At 55.3% G+C, this 14,911-nt stretch carries 14 protein-coding genes; 7 read left to right on the top strand and 7 right to left on the bottom strand.

Features of this window, described 5'->3' with window-relative positions; all coding sequences use genetic code 11:
- Positions 1-44: 44 nt before the first annotated feature.
- Positions 45-1,229, bottom strand: coding sequence for an MFS transporter TsgA (gene tsgA / locus LH23_RS03585; protein ID WP_039288369.1), 1,185 nt, complete (start codon positions 1,227-1,229; stop codon positions 45-47).
- A 280-nt stretch (positions 1,230-1,509) separates the two neighbouring features.
- Here tsgA and ppiA point away from each other — a divergent pair, with 280 nt between their 5' ends.
- The 3 genes from ppiA (at position 1,510) to argD (ending at position 4,081) form a co-directional block, all read left to right on the top strand.
- Positions 1,510-2,082: a peptidylprolyl isomerase A gene (ppiA, locus tag LH23_RS03580; RefSeq protein WP_039288366.1), complete on the top strand. Its 573-nt coding sequence runs from the start codon at positions 1,510-1,512 to the stop codon at positions 2,080-2,082.
- A 125-nt stretch (positions 2,083-2,207) separates the two neighbouring features.
- Entirely contained in the window at positions 2,208-2,771 is a 564-nt protein-coding gene (gene pabA / locus LH23_RS03575; protein WP_039288363.1) for an aminodeoxychorismate synthase component 2, read from the top strand.
- A gap of 89 nt (positions 2,772-2,860) precedes the next feature.
- Positions 2,861-4,081, top strand: a complete 1,221-nt coding sequence (gene argD, locus LH23_RS03570; RefSeq protein ID WP_039288360.1) for a bifunctional acetylornithine/succinyldiaminopimelate transaminase — start codon at positions 2,861-2,863, stop codon at positions 4,079-4,081.
- 2 nt (positions 4,082-4,083) lie between these two features.
- Here argD and LH23_RS03565 read toward each other — a convergent pair whose 3' ends face one another.
- Both LH23_RS03565 and crp read right to left on the bottom strand, forming a co-directional pair.
- Positions 4,084-6,168 (bottom strand): YccS/YhfK family putative transporter, encoded by a 2,085-nt coding sequence (locus LH23_RS03565; RefSeq protein ID WP_039288357.1) that lies wholly within the window; start codon positions 6,166-6,168, stop codon positions 4,084-4,086.
- Between the two features lie 62 nt (positions 6,169-6,230).
- On the bottom strand, positions 6,231-6,863 hold the full coding sequence (gene crp, locus LH23_RS03560) for a cAMP-activated global transcriptional regulator CRP (RefSeq protein WP_000242758.1): 633 nt from the start codon (positions 6,861-6,863) through the stop codon (positions 6,231-6,233).
- Between the two features lie 313 nt (positions 6,864-7,176).
- Between crp and LH23_RS03555 the strand changes: the two genes are divergently transcribed.
- The gene (locus tag LH23_RS03555; protein ID WP_039288352.1) at positions 7,177-7,581 is read left to right on the top strand and encodes an OsmC family protein; all 405 of its coding nucleotides are present in this window, start codon (positions 7,177-7,179) and stop codon (positions 7,579-7,581) included.
- Between the two features lie 36 nt (positions 7,582-7,617).
- Here LH23_RS03555 and LH23_RS03550 read toward each other — a convergent pair whose 3' ends face one another.
- The 3 genes from LH23_RS03550 to LH23_RS03540 form a co-directional block, all read right to left on the bottom strand.
- Positions 7,618-8,487 (bottom strand): phosphoribulokinase, encoded by an 870-nt coding sequence (locus tag LH23_RS03550; RefSeq protein WP_039288349.1) that lies wholly within the window; start codon positions 8,485-8,487, stop codon positions 7,618-7,620.
- 90 nt (positions 8,488-8,577) lie between these two features.
- Positions 8,578-8,796, bottom strand: a complete 219-nt coding sequence (locus LH23_RS03545) for a YheU family protein (protein ID WP_008457083.1) — start codon at positions 8,794-8,796, stop codon at positions 8,578-8,580.
- A gap of 1 nt (position 8,797) precedes the next feature.
- Positions 8,798-9,814 carry a hydrolase gene (locus LH23_RS03540; RefSeq protein WP_052050119.1) on the bottom strand — a complete coding sequence of 339 codons (1,017 nt, stop codon included), beginning with the start codon at positions 9,812-9,814 and terminating at the stop codon, positions 8,798-8,800.
- A gap of 60 nt (positions 9,815-9,874) precedes the next feature.
- Here LH23_RS03540 and LH23_RS03535 point away from each other — a divergent pair, with 60 nt between their 5' ends.
- Positions 9,875-10,477 (top strand): LysE family translocator, encoded by a 603-nt coding sequence (locus LH23_RS03535; RefSeq protein WP_039288345.1) that lies wholly within the window; start codon positions 9,875-9,877, stop codon positions 10,475-10,477.
- A 41-nt stretch (positions 10,478-10,518) separates the two neighbouring features.
- Here LH23_RS03535 and LH23_RS03530 read toward each other — a convergent pair whose 3' ends face one another.
- Positions 10,519-12,423 (bottom strand): ABC transporter ATP-binding protein, encoded by a 1,905-nt coding sequence (locus tag LH23_RS03530; protein WP_039288342.1) that lies wholly within the window; start codon positions 12,421-12,423, stop codon positions 10,519-10,521.
- Positions 12,424-12,547: 124 nt separating this feature from the next.
- Between LH23_RS03530 and kefG the strand changes: the two genes are divergently transcribed.
- The gene (gene kefG / locus LH23_RS03525; RefSeq protein WP_176227838.1) at positions 12,548-13,099 is read left to right on the top strand and encodes a glutathione-regulated potassium-efflux system ancillary protein KefG; all 552 of its coding nucleotides are present in this window, start codon (positions 12,548-12,550) and stop codon (positions 13,097-13,099) included.
- Positions 13,099-14,904, top strand: coding sequence for a glutathione-regulated potassium-efflux system protein KefB (gene kefB / locus LH23_RS03520; protein ID WP_039288336.1), 1,806 nt, complete (start codon positions 13,099-13,101; stop codon positions 14,902-14,904). The genes kefG and kefB overlap by 1 nt, the downstream gene beginning before the upstream one ends.
- The last annotated feature ends 7 nt before the right edge of the window (positions 14,905-14,911 follow it).

Genomic DNA, 14,911 nt, shown 5'->3' with positions numbered 1-14,911 from the left:
GAAGGAACCCCCTCCCGGCTGGGAGAGGGCAAATCTCAGGGCGATTAGTGCGCAGCAGCCTCTGCGCCATGACGACGGTGTTTGGTGACGAAACCAAGCAGCAGGCACATGACGAAGACGACAGCGTACAGGCCATTGGCGGTGTGCAGCGCAGCCAGAGGGCCGCTGTGCGCGACAATTGGACCGGTGACGATGAAGGTCAGCATGGTGCCCACGGTGCCACAGGTCAGAACGAAGTTAACCAGCTTAGGCGAAGACACTTTGGTCTGCTGAGAGCCCAGGGTGATGATGGTGGTGTAAATGGCGCTGGAGAAGAAACCAAGCGACAGAATAAACCAGGCCAGATGAGCCGGGTCACCGTGGTTAAACAGGTACATCAGCACGGTGGCTGCGCCAGCGAGCACGGTCAGAATGCGCTGCAGGTCGAAGAAACGCAGGATGAAGCTGAACGCCCACATGCCGAACATGTAAGACATCCAGAAGTCACTCACCAGCTTGCCGGCATCGTTGATGCTCATGCCCAGGCCTTTGGCGTATTCCGGTACCCAGGAGATAAAGCCCAACTGGCCGAGGATGTAGCACAGCGCCGCGATGGACAGGAACAGCACGCCAACGCCCCATTTTTCTTTGGTGACAGGCTGGTCGTCTTTCTTCGCATGTTTGCCCAGCGCCGGGAACTCACAGCCCAGGGTCAGCAGGAAGATAGCAACATAAACCAGGCCGATACACACGTAGACCCAGTACCAGTTAATGCTCCGAGCCAGCAGAATAGCGGCGACCATCGGGAAAATCATCCCGGCCATGCTGAAGAAGGAGTCGGTAAACAGCAGGCGGGAACCGCGCTGACGCCCTTCATACATGTGGGTGATCAGGAAGGTACCAATCGACATGGTTATCCCGCTCACCAGCCCCAGAACGAACATGGAAGCGGAGAAGATCGCGAGGTTATGACCGAAGATCAGGCCAGCGACGGCCAGCACCATCAGCAGGAAACCAAATCGCAGCTGGGTTTTCAGCGGCACGATTTCCATCAGCCAGGCGTTCAGGAAGATAGAGATTAAAATACCGGCATTAAGGAACGTAAAGGTATTACTCATGCTGGACACCGGCAGATTAAAGTACTCTGCGATGTTTCCCATCACCATCCCGGTGACGATCACCAACGCCCCGGTCAGGGCGTAGGAGAAGAAGCTAATCCATAAGAGCTTGGTTCGGTTGCTGTTAGTCATAACGAGCCTGTGCAAGGAAATGTAAAGCGCATTGACAGCGCGGCGGACGGGCAGATTTTAGTCATTTGCGTGATCTATTTAAATGAATTATGAATTTATTGCTGAAATAAACTGAGTGAATCATGAAGTGCATCACATATTTCAATCTATTTCAGCGTGTTGGCGCGGCAACTTGTTGATTTGCGTGTAAGTAAAAAACCGTAAATGGCTGGCGTCGGCTGCGGTGCCTCTTTACAATCAAGCCACTTGCTTCACTCACTGCCTTCGTAAGGAATTGTTCATGCTCAAATCGACACTGGCGGCTGTTGCAGCTGTATTCGCCCTCTCTGCGCTTTCACCTGCGGCGCTGGCTGCAAAAGGCGATCCGCACGTCCTGTTGACCACCTCGGCTGGCAATATTGAGCTTGAGTTAAATAGCCAAAAAGCGCCGGTTTCGGTCAAAAACTTCGTGGATTACGTCAATAGCGGTTTTTATAACAACACCACCTTCCACCGCGTGATCCCGGGCTTTATGATTCAGGGCGGTGGCTTCACCGAAGATATGAATCAGAAGCAGCCTAACGCGCCGATTAAGAACGAAGCGGACAATGGCCTGCGTAACACTCGTGGCACCATTTCTATGGCGCGCACCGCAGACAAAGACAGCGCAACCAGCCAGTTCTTTATTAACGTGGCTGATAACGCCTTCCTGGATCACGGCCAGCGCGACTTTGGCTATGCCGTATTTGGTAAAGTGGTCAAAGGCCTGGACGTTGCCGATAAAATTTCCCAGGCGCCAAGCCATGACGTTGGCCCGTACCAGAATGTGCCGACGAAACCTATCGTGATCCTTTCTGCGAAGGTTCTGCCGTAAGTATCCCCGCGCGGGCGTTTTTCGCCCGCTCTGTCCCTTCCCCGAAGCAGCGAATTTCAATAAGTGGTGAGCCAGGCGTCAGAAAGCGTCTAGAATAGCGCGTTCTTTTTTGCCCTGGAGCCGCCATGTTACTGCTTATCGACAACTATGATTCCTTCACCTGGAACCTCTACCAGTATTTTTGCGAGCTGGGTGAGGAGGTGTTGGTGAAGCGTAACGACGAAATTGGGCTGGACGATATTGAGCGTCTGGCTCCGGGCAAGCTGGTGATCTCTCCTGGCCCTTGCACCCCGACTGAGGCAGGTATCTCCCTTGCCGCCATTAATCACTTCGCTGGACAACTCCCTATTCTGGGTGTTTGCCTCGGACATCAGGCTATCGCACAGGCGTTTGGCGCGAGTATTGTGCGGGCAGAGCAGGTGATGCATGGTAAGACGTCCGCCATTAGCCACAACGGTAGCGGCGTGTTCCGTGGGCTGAATAATCCGCTGACGGTGACGCGCTATCATTCGCTGCTCATTGATCCCGATACTCTGCCTGACTGTTTTGAGGTCACGGCCAGGACGGATAAACAGGAAATCATGGGTATCCGTCACCGTTCGCTGGATCTGGAAGGCGTGCAGTTCCACCCGGAAAGTATTCTCAGTGAACAGGGGCATGCGCTGCTGGCGAATTTCCTCCAGAGGTGAATTGTCGCTTGCCTGCATTTGGTTTTTTATGCATATTTCGTGATTATATTTTCATTCATGTCTAACGCATAAAAACGAGTGGGGAATAAATGGGAACTGAACAATCAGCGGTTACGCGGGCAACCTTCGATGAAGTGATTCTGCCGATTTATGCACCAGCAGAATTTATTCCAGTGAAAGGAAAAGGTAGCCGCGTGTGGGATTCCGCCGGGAAGGAATACGTAGACTTTGCCGGAGGCATCGCCGTGACCGCGCTGGGGCATTGCCACCCCGCGCTGGTGGGGGCGCTGAAAACCCAGGGCGAAACTCTGTGGCACACCAGCAACGTTTTTACTAATGAGCCTGCCCTGAAGCTTGCCCGTAAGCTGATTGATGCCACTTTTGCCGAGCGCGTTGTGTTCATGAACTCCGGTACGGAAGCCAACGAAACGGCCTTTAAGCTGGCCCGCTATTATGCTTCGACCCGCCACAGCCCGTACAAAAGCAAAATCATCGCCTTCTACAATGCGTTTCACGGACGTTCGCTGTTCACCGTTTCCGTGGGGGGACAGGCTAAATACTCCGACGGCTTCGGCCCGAAGCCTGCCGATATTATTCATGTGCCGTATAACGACCTTGCTGCAGTGAAAGCGGTAATGGACGATCATACCTGCGCGGTGGTGGTGGAGCCGATTCAGGGCGAGGGCGGTGTGACCGCCGCGACGCCGGAATTTCTGCAGGGGCTGCGTGATTTGTGTGATGAGCACCAGGCACTGCTGGTCTTTGATGAAGTGCAGTCCGGTATGGGCCGCACGGGCGAACTCTTCGCTTATATCAACTACGGCGTCACACCGGATATTTTGACCAGCGCCAAAGCCCTGGGCGGTGGTTTCCCGGTGAGCGCAATGCTGACCACCAATGAAATTGCCTCCGCGTTCCACGTCGGCAGTCACGGCTCGACCTACGGCGGTAACCCGCTGGCGTGTGCGGTGGCCGGGGCGGCTTTCGATATCATCAACACGCCAGAAGTCCTTAAAGGCGTAGCAGCCAAACGTCAGCTTTTCGTCGAGCAACTGCAAAAGATAAACGCACAGTTTGATCTATTCAGCGACATTCGCGGCATGGGACTGTTGATTGGCGCAGAGCTTAACGAGAAGTACAAAGGGCGCGCCCGCGAGTTTCTCTATGCGGGCGCGACAGAAGGTGTGATGGTGTTGAACGCCGGGCCGGATGTTATGCGCTTCGCGCCTTCGCTTATTGTCGAGGACGCGGATATCCTGGAAGGGATGCAGCGCTTCGCCAAAGCCGTTGCCCACGTGGTGGCGGGGTAAAACTAACCCGAGCGCCGCAGGCGGCGGCTCAGCCAGATCCCATGATGAGGCCGCTGACGCCAGGCTACCGATGAGATGGTATGCATGGTGTTCAGATGGCCAATAATCCGCTGTAAATGCTGCTCCATGGTGCTTAACGGCCCCGTGGGCAGCGTATCCGGTTCCAGAATATTGGCGTCGTTCGACCCCCCAGGCCCGTCATACTCCAGCCTTTGCTGGCAGCGCTGTAACCCAATTTCACAAGACTGCAGATACTTTTGCGCCAGGTCCGGCGTCAGCATGTTGTGCTCGCGCGCCAGCGTGGTCATGGCGTTGATATGCTCGACGATGAACTGGCTGTGCGTCACCCAGAGTTTCATGTCTGCCAGGTAGTGAGAGTTAAATCCTGGCTCCTGCATCGCCTGATTGAGCGAGTTGAACAGCGCGTTGTGCGCCTGGTTGACCCGCATACGCTGCCAGGCCAGCGGGGTGGGTTCCGGATCGTTGCTTAATATCAGCCGAATAGCGTCCTGATCCGCCTCCAACGCGTCGTGGGCGTTCTGGCGCAGCAGGCCGGTTTGCCACTGTGGCCAGAGCCAGATCATGCCGCCAAAGGCAATCAGGCAGCCGAGCAGGGTGTCTATGAGCCGGGGAATGATGTAACTCTCGGCGCTGAGAGTGATGAGCTGCAGGGTATATACCGCCGTGACGGTGAAACCGATGGTGGCCCAGCCGTAGCTTTTGCGGATAAACAGGTAGCTCACCAGCGTAATCATTAACATCGCCAGCAGGGTGTAGCTGTCCGGGACGTGGAAGTGCAGGGTGATACCCGCTATACACAGCCCTGCCATGGTGCCTGCCGCCCTGTGAACGATGCGCACCCGCGTTGCACCATAGCCATTTTGCGTCACGAACATCACCGTCATCAGGATCCAATACGGCTTTGGCAAGTGTAAGAAGGAGCCCAGCAGGCTGGCAATGGTCAGCATCACGCCTAAACGTGCGGAGCTGCGCAAAGCGGAGGATTTGAACGAGAGATAGCTTTTCAGGGCCGGGAAAAACGGTAAACGGCGTTCCCTGTCCTCCATTAAATCCCTCACGTACAGCGGCCGCTGGGTTTTCAGCACCCGGGCAATGCGGCTAAAGTGGTAATGGCAGAACTGCCCCACAGGATTGTCCGGGTTCTGGCGGGCGATTTTTTCCAGCGCGTCGATTTGCTTGTCCATGGTAAAACGCGTTGGGTAGCGGTGATAAAGAATATCGTCTGCCAGCACGCGCAGGCGCGCGGCGATGGTTTGGGCATTCCAGCGGATCACGGCTTCCGCATGGCTTTGCTCGACCAGCTTCTGAACCTCTTCCGGCTGATGCAGGCTAACCGAAATGTGCTCCTGCAAATCCAGTGCGACCTGGAAAGCACGTAACAGGCGCTTGTAGCCGTTTTGCTGGTTGGCGGACAGCATATGCAACTGCTGATAACAGGTGGTTATCAGGTCGACGGCTTTTTGCTGGCGGGCAAGCAGCGGCGGCAGCGCCTTTTCCGGATCGGTGTGCTGGGTCAGCAGGCTGTATTTTGCTTCGCAGTAATCTGCAAGCTGGCGATACAACAGGCTGAGTGACTCTCTGAGCGGCTGTTCACGCCATAGACGGAACCAAAACCAGTTGAAGGCGCCGTACCAGATGGTGCCGAAGATATAGAGCACCATGGGTTTCCAGATCGGCATATTCCCGGCCATGCTGAGCGTAAAAATAGCGGCGATCAGTGACGCGGGCAGCAGGCGTGCGTGAAGTGAGCTGATTTCCGCCGTGACGCCGAGCAGCAGAGCCATGACGATCAATATCGCCGGCAGCGGGATGTGAGTATAAAGCAGCAGAAGCTGCAGGATAAGGCTGCTGAGGGCGAACAGGCTGCCGCCGATAATCAAACGTTTGAAGAAGCGTTTGTGCGGTGTGTCCAGCCCGGCAATGTTGCAGCAGGCGGGAACTAACGAGAAGAGCAGGCCGTTTTGCAGGCTGCCAAGCATCAGGCCGATAGCCACGGGAAGACACAGCACCAGCGTTTGCCTCAGCGCGTAGTTAACTTCCGGGTGGTAAATTAATCTCTTCCACATAGCCTGAATTGTAGAGACAAAAAAGGCGTGTTACCGAAGCGACACGCCTTTATAAGGGCTAATTAACGGGTGCCGTAAACGACAATCGTTTTACCGTGGGCGGAAATGAGGTTCTGATCTTCCAGCATTTTCAGAATACGGCCAACGGTTTCGCGGGAGCAGCCCACGATCTGACCGATTTCCTGGCGGGTGATTTTGATTTGCATCCCGTCCGGGTGGGTCATGGCATCCGGCTGTTTAGCCAGGTTAAGCAACGTCTGAGCGATACGGCCGGTCACGTCGAGGAACGCGAGGTTGCCGACTTTCTCAGAGGTGACCTGCAGGCGGCGTGCCATCTGGGAAGAAAGGCGCATCAGGATGTCCGGGTTGACCTGAATCAGCTGACGGAATTTTTTATAGGAAATTTCAGCTACTTCACAGGCGGTCTTGGCACGAACCCAGGCGCTACGCTCCTGACCTTCTTCGAATAAACCTAATTCACCAATGAAATCACCCTGATTCAGATAAGAAAGGATCATCTCCTTGCCTTCTTCATCTTTAATCAGAACAGCTACGGAGCCTTTGACGATGTAGTACAGCGTCTCCGCCTTTTCACCCTGGTGAATCAGCGTGCTCTTCGACGGATACTTATGAATGTGGCAATGAGACAAGAACCATTCGAGAGTCGGGTCTGTTTGCGGTTTGCCAAGCACCATGCGCGGTTATCCTCTGTTATAAACTGGCTACCAAAGACAAGACGTGAAACCTCTTGTCTGGCGTTGCAATCGTGAAATTTTCCCAAGCCCTGGGAGCTGGCGGGCAGGTTAACCCTGCGGCCTGTAATTAGTCGTTTCCTCTGCTTACGGCATAAACGTCTCTGTATCGCAGCAGCATCCGGATTGTTTTAGCATAGCTTTTGGTAAGTGTCTTGTATTGTCTCGTTTCAGCATGACCTGGATCGCCTTACGTTGCCAGTTTTCACGTAGACGCGTAATCTGAAAGAATATTTTCTCAACGGGAGTAGGTAAAATGCAGGCAAGAGTTAAATGGGTGGAAGGCATGACTTTCCTCGGTGAATCCGCTTCTGGCCACCAAATTCTGATGGACGGCAACTCCGGGGATAAAGCGCCAAGTCCGATGGAAATGCTGCTGATGGCCGCGGGCGGTTGTAGCTCAATTGACGTGGTGTCGATTCTGCAAAAAGGCCGTCATGAGGTGACGGATTGTGAGGTGAAACTGACTTCCGAACGTCGTGAAGAAGCGCCACGCCTGTTTACCCACATCCATCTGCATTTTGTTGTGACTGGTAAAGAGCTGAAAGAAAGTGCGGTTGCCCGCGCCGTTGAGCTGACTGCAGAGAAATATTGCTCGGTGACGTTGATGCTGGAGAAAGCCGCAGAGATTAGCCACAGCTACGAAATTATTGAAGCATAAGTAGAAAAGGGCGGTGTACAAACCGCCCTGACGCCATCAGGCAATTTTCCTGCCTTCCGCCAGCCTCTGCACCAACGGGGCCATGATCAGCTCCATCGCCAGCCCCATTTTCCCTCCCGGCACCACCAATGTATTAATGTGGGAGATAAACGACCCCTGCAACATCGCCAGCAGATAAGGGAAGTCGATGTCGTCCAGCCCGCGGAAGTGAATGACCACGAAGCTTTCGTCCAGCGACGGAATGGCCCGGGCAGCAAACGGGTTAGAAGTATCCACCGTCGGAACGCGCTGGAAGTTGATATGGGTACGTGAGAATTGTGGAGTAATGAAGTTGATGTAATCATCCATGGAGCGCACAACGGAATCCATCACCGCTTCCCGCGAATGCCCACGCTCGCTGGTGTCGCGCACCAGTTTCTGGATCCATTCCAGGTTAACGATGGGCACTACGCCTACCAGCAAATCGACGCAGTCGGCGACGTTATGCTGAGGGGTGACTACGCCGCCGTGCAAGCCTTCATAAAACAGGACGTCAGTGGGCTCGGGGAGCGGCTGCCACGGGGTAAAAGTCCCTGGTACCTGATTCCACGGCACGGCTTCATCGTAGGTATGCAGGTATTTGCGCGATTGCCCTTTGCCGGTCTGGCCGTACTCGATAAAGGTTTGTTCCAATAGCCCGAAGTCGTTGGCTTCTGGCCCAAAATAGCTGATATGACGGCCGGCATCCCGCGCCTTGCGGATAGCCATATCCATTTCCGGGCGGGTATAGCGGTGGAAACTGTCGCCTTCAACTTCGGCGGCGCGCAGGTTGAGCTGCTGGAAAATTTTGCGAAAAGCGAGGCTGGTGGTTGTCGTTCCGGCGCCGCTGGAACCTGTGACCGCAATAACCGGGTGTTTGGCTGACATAGGGTGAAAACTCCGTGAGGGATCGGAAAAGAGAGCTGTATCTGCTTGTTATACTTTTCAGCCAGTATAGATCACCCTGCCAGTTAGCGGTCAGCCGCGAAACTGCCCGCGCGGCATAATGTTCACCGTTTCATGGAGTTCAGACCAAACCAGCACGGCCTCGCCGCTTTGTAACTGGCGCTTCACGTCGGCGACTTTTTGCGTCAGCGAGCGCTCCTGCTCACCATAATCTGTGCCTTCTCGTAATACAAAAGATTCAATCAAATTGTCGAGCGTTTCGGGGTCGAGATCTTGCCAGGGGATGATCATTTCAATGGTCCAGGAAGCGGGTTAGCCAGTCGGGAATACGCTGCTCAAGCCACATTTGTGGGCGTAGCAGAGTGCCGCCAACAAAGCCAACGTGGCCGCCGTAAGTAGTGAGTTGATACTGGATATTGGGCGGCAGCGTTTCACGATCCGGGATGACGTGGTGATCCATGAACGGGTCGTCCTTGGCATGGATAATCAGCGTCGGAGCGGCAATTTCAGGCAAGAGCGGCATGGCGCTGCACTGGCGATAGTAGTCCAGCGCGTCGGCAAAGCCATGGATCTTCGAGGTAATTAAATCATCGAACTCGCGAATGCGGCGCAGGCTTTTCAGCTTGCGCAGGTCGATAGGCAGCGAGCCAGGGTAGCTCTTCAGCTTACGGGCGGCATTTTTCTTCAGCAGGTTCAGCAGATAATGCTGATAGACGCGCGAGAAGCCCTGCTCCATGTGGTAGCAACACTGCTCAAGCATCAGCGGGGCGGAAACAATCACGCCGGCTTTCAGCGTGCAGGCTGCGCCCTGTTTTGCCATCAGGCAGGCGAGCATATTCCCGCCCAGCGAAAAACCAACGGCAGCGGTGGGGACTTCACCGTAACGCTGATTCAACCATTCGAGGAAGTAAGTGCCGTCTTCCGTTTCGCCGGAGTGGTAAATGCGTTCTTTGCGATTTGGCACGCCACTGCAGCCGCGAAAATGCATCACCACGCCCAGCCAGCCGCGTTTTTTCGCCGCTTCTATCATGCCATGGGCGTAGGGGCTGTGGAGGCTGCCTTCCAGCCCGTGAAACACCACCAAACGCGGTTTGTGCAGGGCGGTTTGCGGATCTTCGCTCCACGCAAGATCGACAAAATCCCCGTCCGGCATATCCAGCCGCTGCCAGTGGGGTTTGAAATTGATTCGACGACGAATCAAACGTGGGATCATGGTTTGCAGATGCGGGTTACTGAGTCCGCGCATCGGGCGGAAATCGTCACCTTCATCATGATGAATATTCAATTCTAAAGGACTTGTACTGGCCATATCACACTGTTAGTTTCGTTTAGTTCGCTAATTATTCTTCGGGTGTGGAGCACCCAATTCATGGACTTAACGCTTTTTCTTTCGTTGCTGGGCTTTCTCTGGGTCGCCGCCATCACACCTGGCCCTAATAATACGCTACTTACCGCATCCGGGGCGAATTACGGTTTCTTCCGCAGCCTGCCACTGATGATTGGCATCATGCTCGGAATGCAGTGCATTTTAGTGCTTGTTGCCTTTGGCGTGGGTAGCTTAATCCTGCTTTACCCTGCTCTGCACCTTATCCTGAAGATTGCCGGGAGCGTTTACCTTTTGTGGCTGGCCTGGAAAATTGGCACCGCGAAATACGAGCGATTAGAGACGGATGCGGCGCCGCCGTCTCCGGTACCTTTCTGGCAGGGCGGCCTGCTGCAGGTGATTAACCCTAAAGCCTGGCTGATGGCGCTGGGCGCGGTAGCCAGTTTCAGCCTGGCAGGCGCAGCCTACCTGCATTCCGTGGCGATGATTAGCTTAGGGATTGCGCTGGTCAACATTGTGGCCGGAGTTATCTGGATAGCCTTTGGTAGCCTGATTGGCCTGTTCCTGCGCAGCCGTCGTTCCTGGGCTATTTTCAACGTCAGCATGGGCGTGTTAACCGCCGCCTGCGTGCTGCTTATCTGGCGCTGAGGGTAAACCCTCTCCCCGCGAGGAGAGGGAAAACCTGGGGTTTAGTCGGCCTGAAGCATCTGTTCAAGCTGTTCCTGAGCGTCCAGCCATTCCATTTCGCACTCTTCCAGCGCCGACTTCACTTTTACCTGCGTTTGCAGGCATTCGTTCATCTCGGCTTTACGGCTCTGGTCGTAGATAGCGCTGTCTGCCAGCTTTTCTTCTACCTCTGCAAGCTGGGCGTTCAGCTTTTCCATCTGCTTTTCGAGCTGGGTGATTTGCTTGCGCAGCGGCTGGGTTTGCGTGCGAAGTTCGGCCTCACGGCGCTTTTGGTCCTTGCGGGCCTGGGCGCTGTTGGCATTATCCTTCGCGGATTCAGCGGGCTGATTTTCCTGTTTTTGCAGGTCGCTCAGCCACTGCTGGTAATCCTCAAGGTCACCATCGAAAGCTTCCACTTTGCCGTCATGCACCAGGTACAAATCGTCCGTGGTGGAGCGTAGCAGGTGACGGTCGTGCGAAACCACAACCAGCGCGCCTTCAAAATCGATTAGCGCTTCGGTCAGCGCCTGGCGCATGTCGAGATCAAGGTGGTTCGTCGGTTCATCGAGCAGCAGCAGGTTAGGGCGCTGCCAGACAATCAGCGCCAGTACCAGCCTGGCTTTTTCACCGCCGGAGAAACGTGCCGTCTGCTCCGTGACTTTATCGCCCTGGAAACCAAAGCCGCCCAGATAGTCGCGCAGTTGCTGTTCCAATTCACGTGGGGCAATGCGAGCCAGGTGCTGAAGTGGCGATTCATCGGCGCGCAAGTATTCCAACTGATGCTGGGCGAAGTAGCCGAGCTTGATGCCTTTGGCCAGGCCAATATCACCCTGCAGCGGCTGTAACTCACCGGCCAGTAGTTTGATTAACGTGGATTTACCCGCGCCGTTTCGGCCCAACAGGCCAATGCGTGAGCCAGGAACAAGGTTCAGCTTGATGGAGTTGAGGATCACCCGCTCGCCGTAGCCCGCGCTGACCTTTTCCATCCGCAGCAGCGGGTTGGGCAGGTTTTCTGGCGCACGGAAGCTGAAGTGGAACGGGTTATCGACGTGGGCCGGGGCAATCAGCTCCATGCGCTCCAGCATTTTCACGCGGCTCTGCGCCTGCTTGGCTTTGGACGCTTTAGCTTTGAAGCGATCGATAAAGCTTTGCAGGTGGGCCACTTTTTGCTGCTGGCTTTCGTACATTGATTGTTGTTGAGACAGCCGGGTCGCGCGCTGGATCTCAAACGATGAATAGTTGCCGGTGTACTCGAACATATTTTCCTGTTCGATGTGGATGATTTTATCGACCACCGGGTCGAGGAAGTCCCGGTCGTGAGAGATAAGAATCAGGGTACCCTGGTAGCTTTTCAGCCAGCGTTCCAGCCAGATGACCGCGTCCAGATCGAGGTGGTTAGTCGGTTCATCGAGCAGCAGCAGGTCGGAACGGCAAATTAGCGCCTGGGCAAGGTTAAGACGCATGCGCCAGCCGCCCGAGAAATCGCTTACCGGGCGTTCCAGTTGTTCATTGCTGAAGCCCAGACCGTGCAGCAGGCTGGAGGCACGGGAGCGAATGGTCCACGCATCTACCGCGTCCAGCTTGCCGTGAACCAGCGCAATGGCGTGACCGTCGTTGCGTTCGTTGGCGGCGTTTAGCTCGGCTTCCAGCTTGCGGAATTCGCGGTCACCGTCGATGACATACTCTATCGCCGGCATCGCAAGGGCGGGCGTTTCCTGATTCACCCAGGCAAGCTGCCAGTTGCCGGGGAAGCTTGCGCTTCCGCCGTCGGCGCTTATCTCGTTTTTCAGCAACGCCAGCAGCGTGGATTTTCCACAGCCGTTTTTACCCACCAGGCCGACTTTTTGCCCGGGGTTGATGGTGGCGGTGGCGTTATCCAGCAGAACGCGGGTGCCGCGACGAATTTGTAACGAGGAGAAAACAATCATAAAGCGCCGTATGTTCAGAGTATGTTAAATTGTCATTGTAATTCGTTAACATGTCGCCTGGGCAACAGGTCGGGCTGCATGGTAGCCCAAAATAATGACTATGACGACGCCCTGGAGGGTAATGATGTCGCAGCCGCCGAAAGTTTTGCTGCTGTATGCCCATCCGGAATCCCAGGACTCGGTGGCTAACCGGGTTTTGCTTCAGCCGGCTCTGCAGCTTGAAAATGTGACCGTGCACGATCTCTACGCGCACTATCCCGATTTCTTTATCGATATTTATCACGAACAGTCATTGCTGCTGGAGCACGATGTCATTGTTTTTCAACACCCTCTCTATACCTACAGCTGCCCTGCGTTGCTGAAAGAGTGGATGGATCGCGTCTTAAGTCGGGACTTTGCCAGCGGCATCGGAGGCAACGCGCTGGCGGGAAAGTACTGGCGCAGCGTGATCACCACCGGTGAGCCGGAAGGGGCCTATCGCTATGACGGCTATAACCGCTTTCCTTTAACCGAAATTTTGCGACCGTTTGAACTCACCGCCGCGATGTGCAAGATGCACTGGCTGATGCCGATTATCGTTTATTGGGCGCGCCGCCAGTCTAAGCCGGAGCTGCAAAGCCATGCGAAAGCCTATGGTGAGTGGCTGGCGAATCCGCTGCAGATGGGAGGGCGTTGATGGAAGGGTCTGATTTACTGCTGGCGGGGGTACTGTTTCTCTTCGCTGCGGTGGTTGCCGTGCCCGTAGCCGCACGTTTAGGCATCGGCGCTGTATTGGGCTATTTGCTGGCAGGTATCGCCATTGGCCCCTGGGGTTTAGGGTTTATCAGCGATGTTGATGAGATCCTTCACTTCTCTGAGCTGGGCGTGGTGTTCCTGATGTTTATCATCGGGCTGGAGCTGAATCCGTCGAAGCTATGGCAACTGAGGCGCTCTATCTTTGGCGTTGGGGCGGCGCAGGTCATTCTCAGCGCGGTGGTGCTCGCGGGCCTGCTGATGCTGACGAATTTCTCCTGGCAGGCTGCGGTAGTGGGCGGTATCGGCCTTGCGATGTCCTCCACGGCGATGGCGCTGCAGCTGATGCGCGATAAAAGCATGAACCGCAGTGAGTCCGGGCAGTTAGGCTTTTCGGTACTCTTGTTCCAGGATCTGGCGGTGATCCCTGCATTGGCGCTGGTGCCACTGCTGGCCGGAAACGGCGACGATCATACAGACTGGATTAAAGTCGGCCTGAAGGCGCTGGCGTTTATCGGCATGTTGTTGGGCGGGCGCTATCTGCTTCGCCCTGTTTTCCGCTTTATTGCCGGTTCTGGGGTGCGTGAAGTCTTTACCGCCGCTTCTCTTTTGCTGGTGCTTGGCTCGGCGCTGTTTATGGAGGCGCTTGGGTTTTCAATGGCGTTGGGGACGTTTCTGGCTGGCGTGCTGTTGGCAGAAAGCGAATATCGCCACGAGCTTGAGATTGCCATCGATCCGTTCAAAGGCCTGCTGCTGGGGTTGTTCTTTATCTCTGTCGGCATGGCGCTGAACCTGGGTGTTTTGTTCACCCATTTGCTGTGGATTGCCGTGAGCGTGGTTGCGTTGGTGGCGGTGAAAGCCACCATTTTGTACGGCCTGTCGCGGGTTTATGGTTTGCGCAGCTCTGAGCGGCTGCAGTTTGCCGGCGTGCTAAGCCAGGGCGGCGAGTTTGCCTTCGTGCTGTTTTCCGCGGCGGCTTCGCAGAAGCTGTTCCAGGGCGATCAAATGCCGCTGCTGCTGGTGACGGTGACGCTGTCGATGATGACCACGCCGCTGCTGATGAAAGGCGTTGATGCGATTCTTGCCCGGCGCTTTAATCCCGGCGAGGAAACTGAGGAGACGCCTTACGTTGAGGATGACCATCCGCAGGTCATCATCGTCGGGTTTGGGCGTTTTGGTCAGGTGATTGGCCGCCTGCTGATGGCGAATAAGATGCGTATCACCGTTCTTGAACGGGATATTAGCGCCGTGAGCCTGATGAGAAAATACGGCTATAAAGTGTATTACGGCGATGCGACGGAAGTGGAACTGCTGCGTTCGGCGGGAGCGGAAGAGGCCAAATCCATTGTTATCACCTGCAATGAGCCGGAAGATACAATGCGGATTGTCCACCTCTGTCAACAACACTTTCCACATCTGGCGATACTGGCGCGCGCTCGCGGCCGCGTGGAAGCACATGAATTGCTGCAGGCCGGCGTTAAGCTGTTCTCGCGTGAAACATTCTCAAGCGCCCTTGAGCTTGGGCGTAAGGCCTTGCTCACGCTGGGTATGCATCCGCACCAGGCGCATCGAGCTCAATTGCATTTCCGTCGGCTGGATATGCGTATGCTGCGTGAATTGATGCCAATTCACACGGACAGCGCGCAGATTTCCAGGGTGCGGGAAGCACGGCGTGAACTGGAAGATATTTTTGAGCGTGAAATGCAGCAAGAGCGTCGGCAGCTGGACGGCTGGGACGAATTTGAATAAAGGTGAA

It is taken from the genome of Cedecea neteri (assembly GCF_000758305.1).
Lineage (GTDB): Bacteria > Pseudomonadota > Gammaproteobacteria > Enterobacterales > Enterobacteriaceae > Cedecea > Cedecea neteri_C.
This window is presented reverse-complemented; position numbering and strand designations above follow the sequence as displayed.

Bases quoted from the DNA above. Each gene is read 5' to 3' on its own strand.
- tsgA (WP_039288369.1), bottom strand. From the start codon at position 1,229: ATGACTAACAGCAACCGAACCAAGCTCTTATGGATTAGCTTCTTCTCC.
- ppiA (WP_039288366.1), top strand. From the start codon at position 1,510: ATGCTCAAATCGACACTGGCGGCTGTTGCAGCTGTATTCGCCCTCTCT.
- pabA (WP_039288363.1), top strand. From the start codon at position 2,208: ATGTTACTGCTTATCGACAACTATGATTCCTTCACCTGGAACCTCTAC.
- argD (WP_039288360.1), top strand. From the start codon at position 2,861: ATGGGAACTGAACAATCAGCGGTTACGCGGGCAACCTTCGATGAAGTG.
- LH23_RS03565 (WP_039288357.1), bottom strand. From the start codon at position 6,168: ATGTGGAAGAGATTAATTTACCACCCGGAAGTTAACTACGCGCTGAGG.
- crp (WP_000242758.1), bottom strand. From the start codon at position 6,863: ATGGTGCTTGGCAAACCGCAAACAGACCCGACTCTCGAATGGTTCTTG.
- LH23_RS03555 (WP_039288352.1), top strand. From the start codon at position 7,177: ATGCAGGCAAGAGTTAAATGGGTGGAAGGCATGACTTTCCTCGGTGAA.
- LH23_RS03550 (WP_039288349.1), bottom strand. From the start codon at position 8,487: ATGTCAGCCAAACACCCGGTTATTGCGGTCACAGGTTCCAGCGGCGCC.
- LH23_RS03545 (WP_008457083.1), bottom strand. From the start codon at position 8,796: ATGATCATCCCCTGGCAAGATCTCGACCCCGAAACGCTCGACAATTTG.
- LH23_RS03540 (WP_052050119.1), bottom strand. From the start codon at position 9,814: ATGGCCAGTACAAGTCCTTTAGAATTGAATATTCATCATGATGAAGGT.
- LH23_RS03535 (WP_039288345.1), top strand. From the start codon at position 9,875: ATGGACTTAACGCTTTTTCTTTCGTTGCTGGGCTTTCTCTGGGTCGCC.
- LH23_RS03530 (WP_039288342.1), bottom strand. From the start codon at position 12,423: ATGATTGTTTTCTCCTCGTTACAAATTCGTCGCGGCACCCGCGTTCTG.
- kefG (WP_176227838.1), top strand. From the start codon at position 12,548: ATGTCGCAGCCGCCGAAAGTTTTGCTGCTGTATGCCCATCCGGAATCC.
- kefB (WP_039288336.1), top strand. From the start codon at position 13,099: ATGGAAGGGTCTGATTTACTGCTGGCGGGGGTACTGTTTCTCTTCGCT.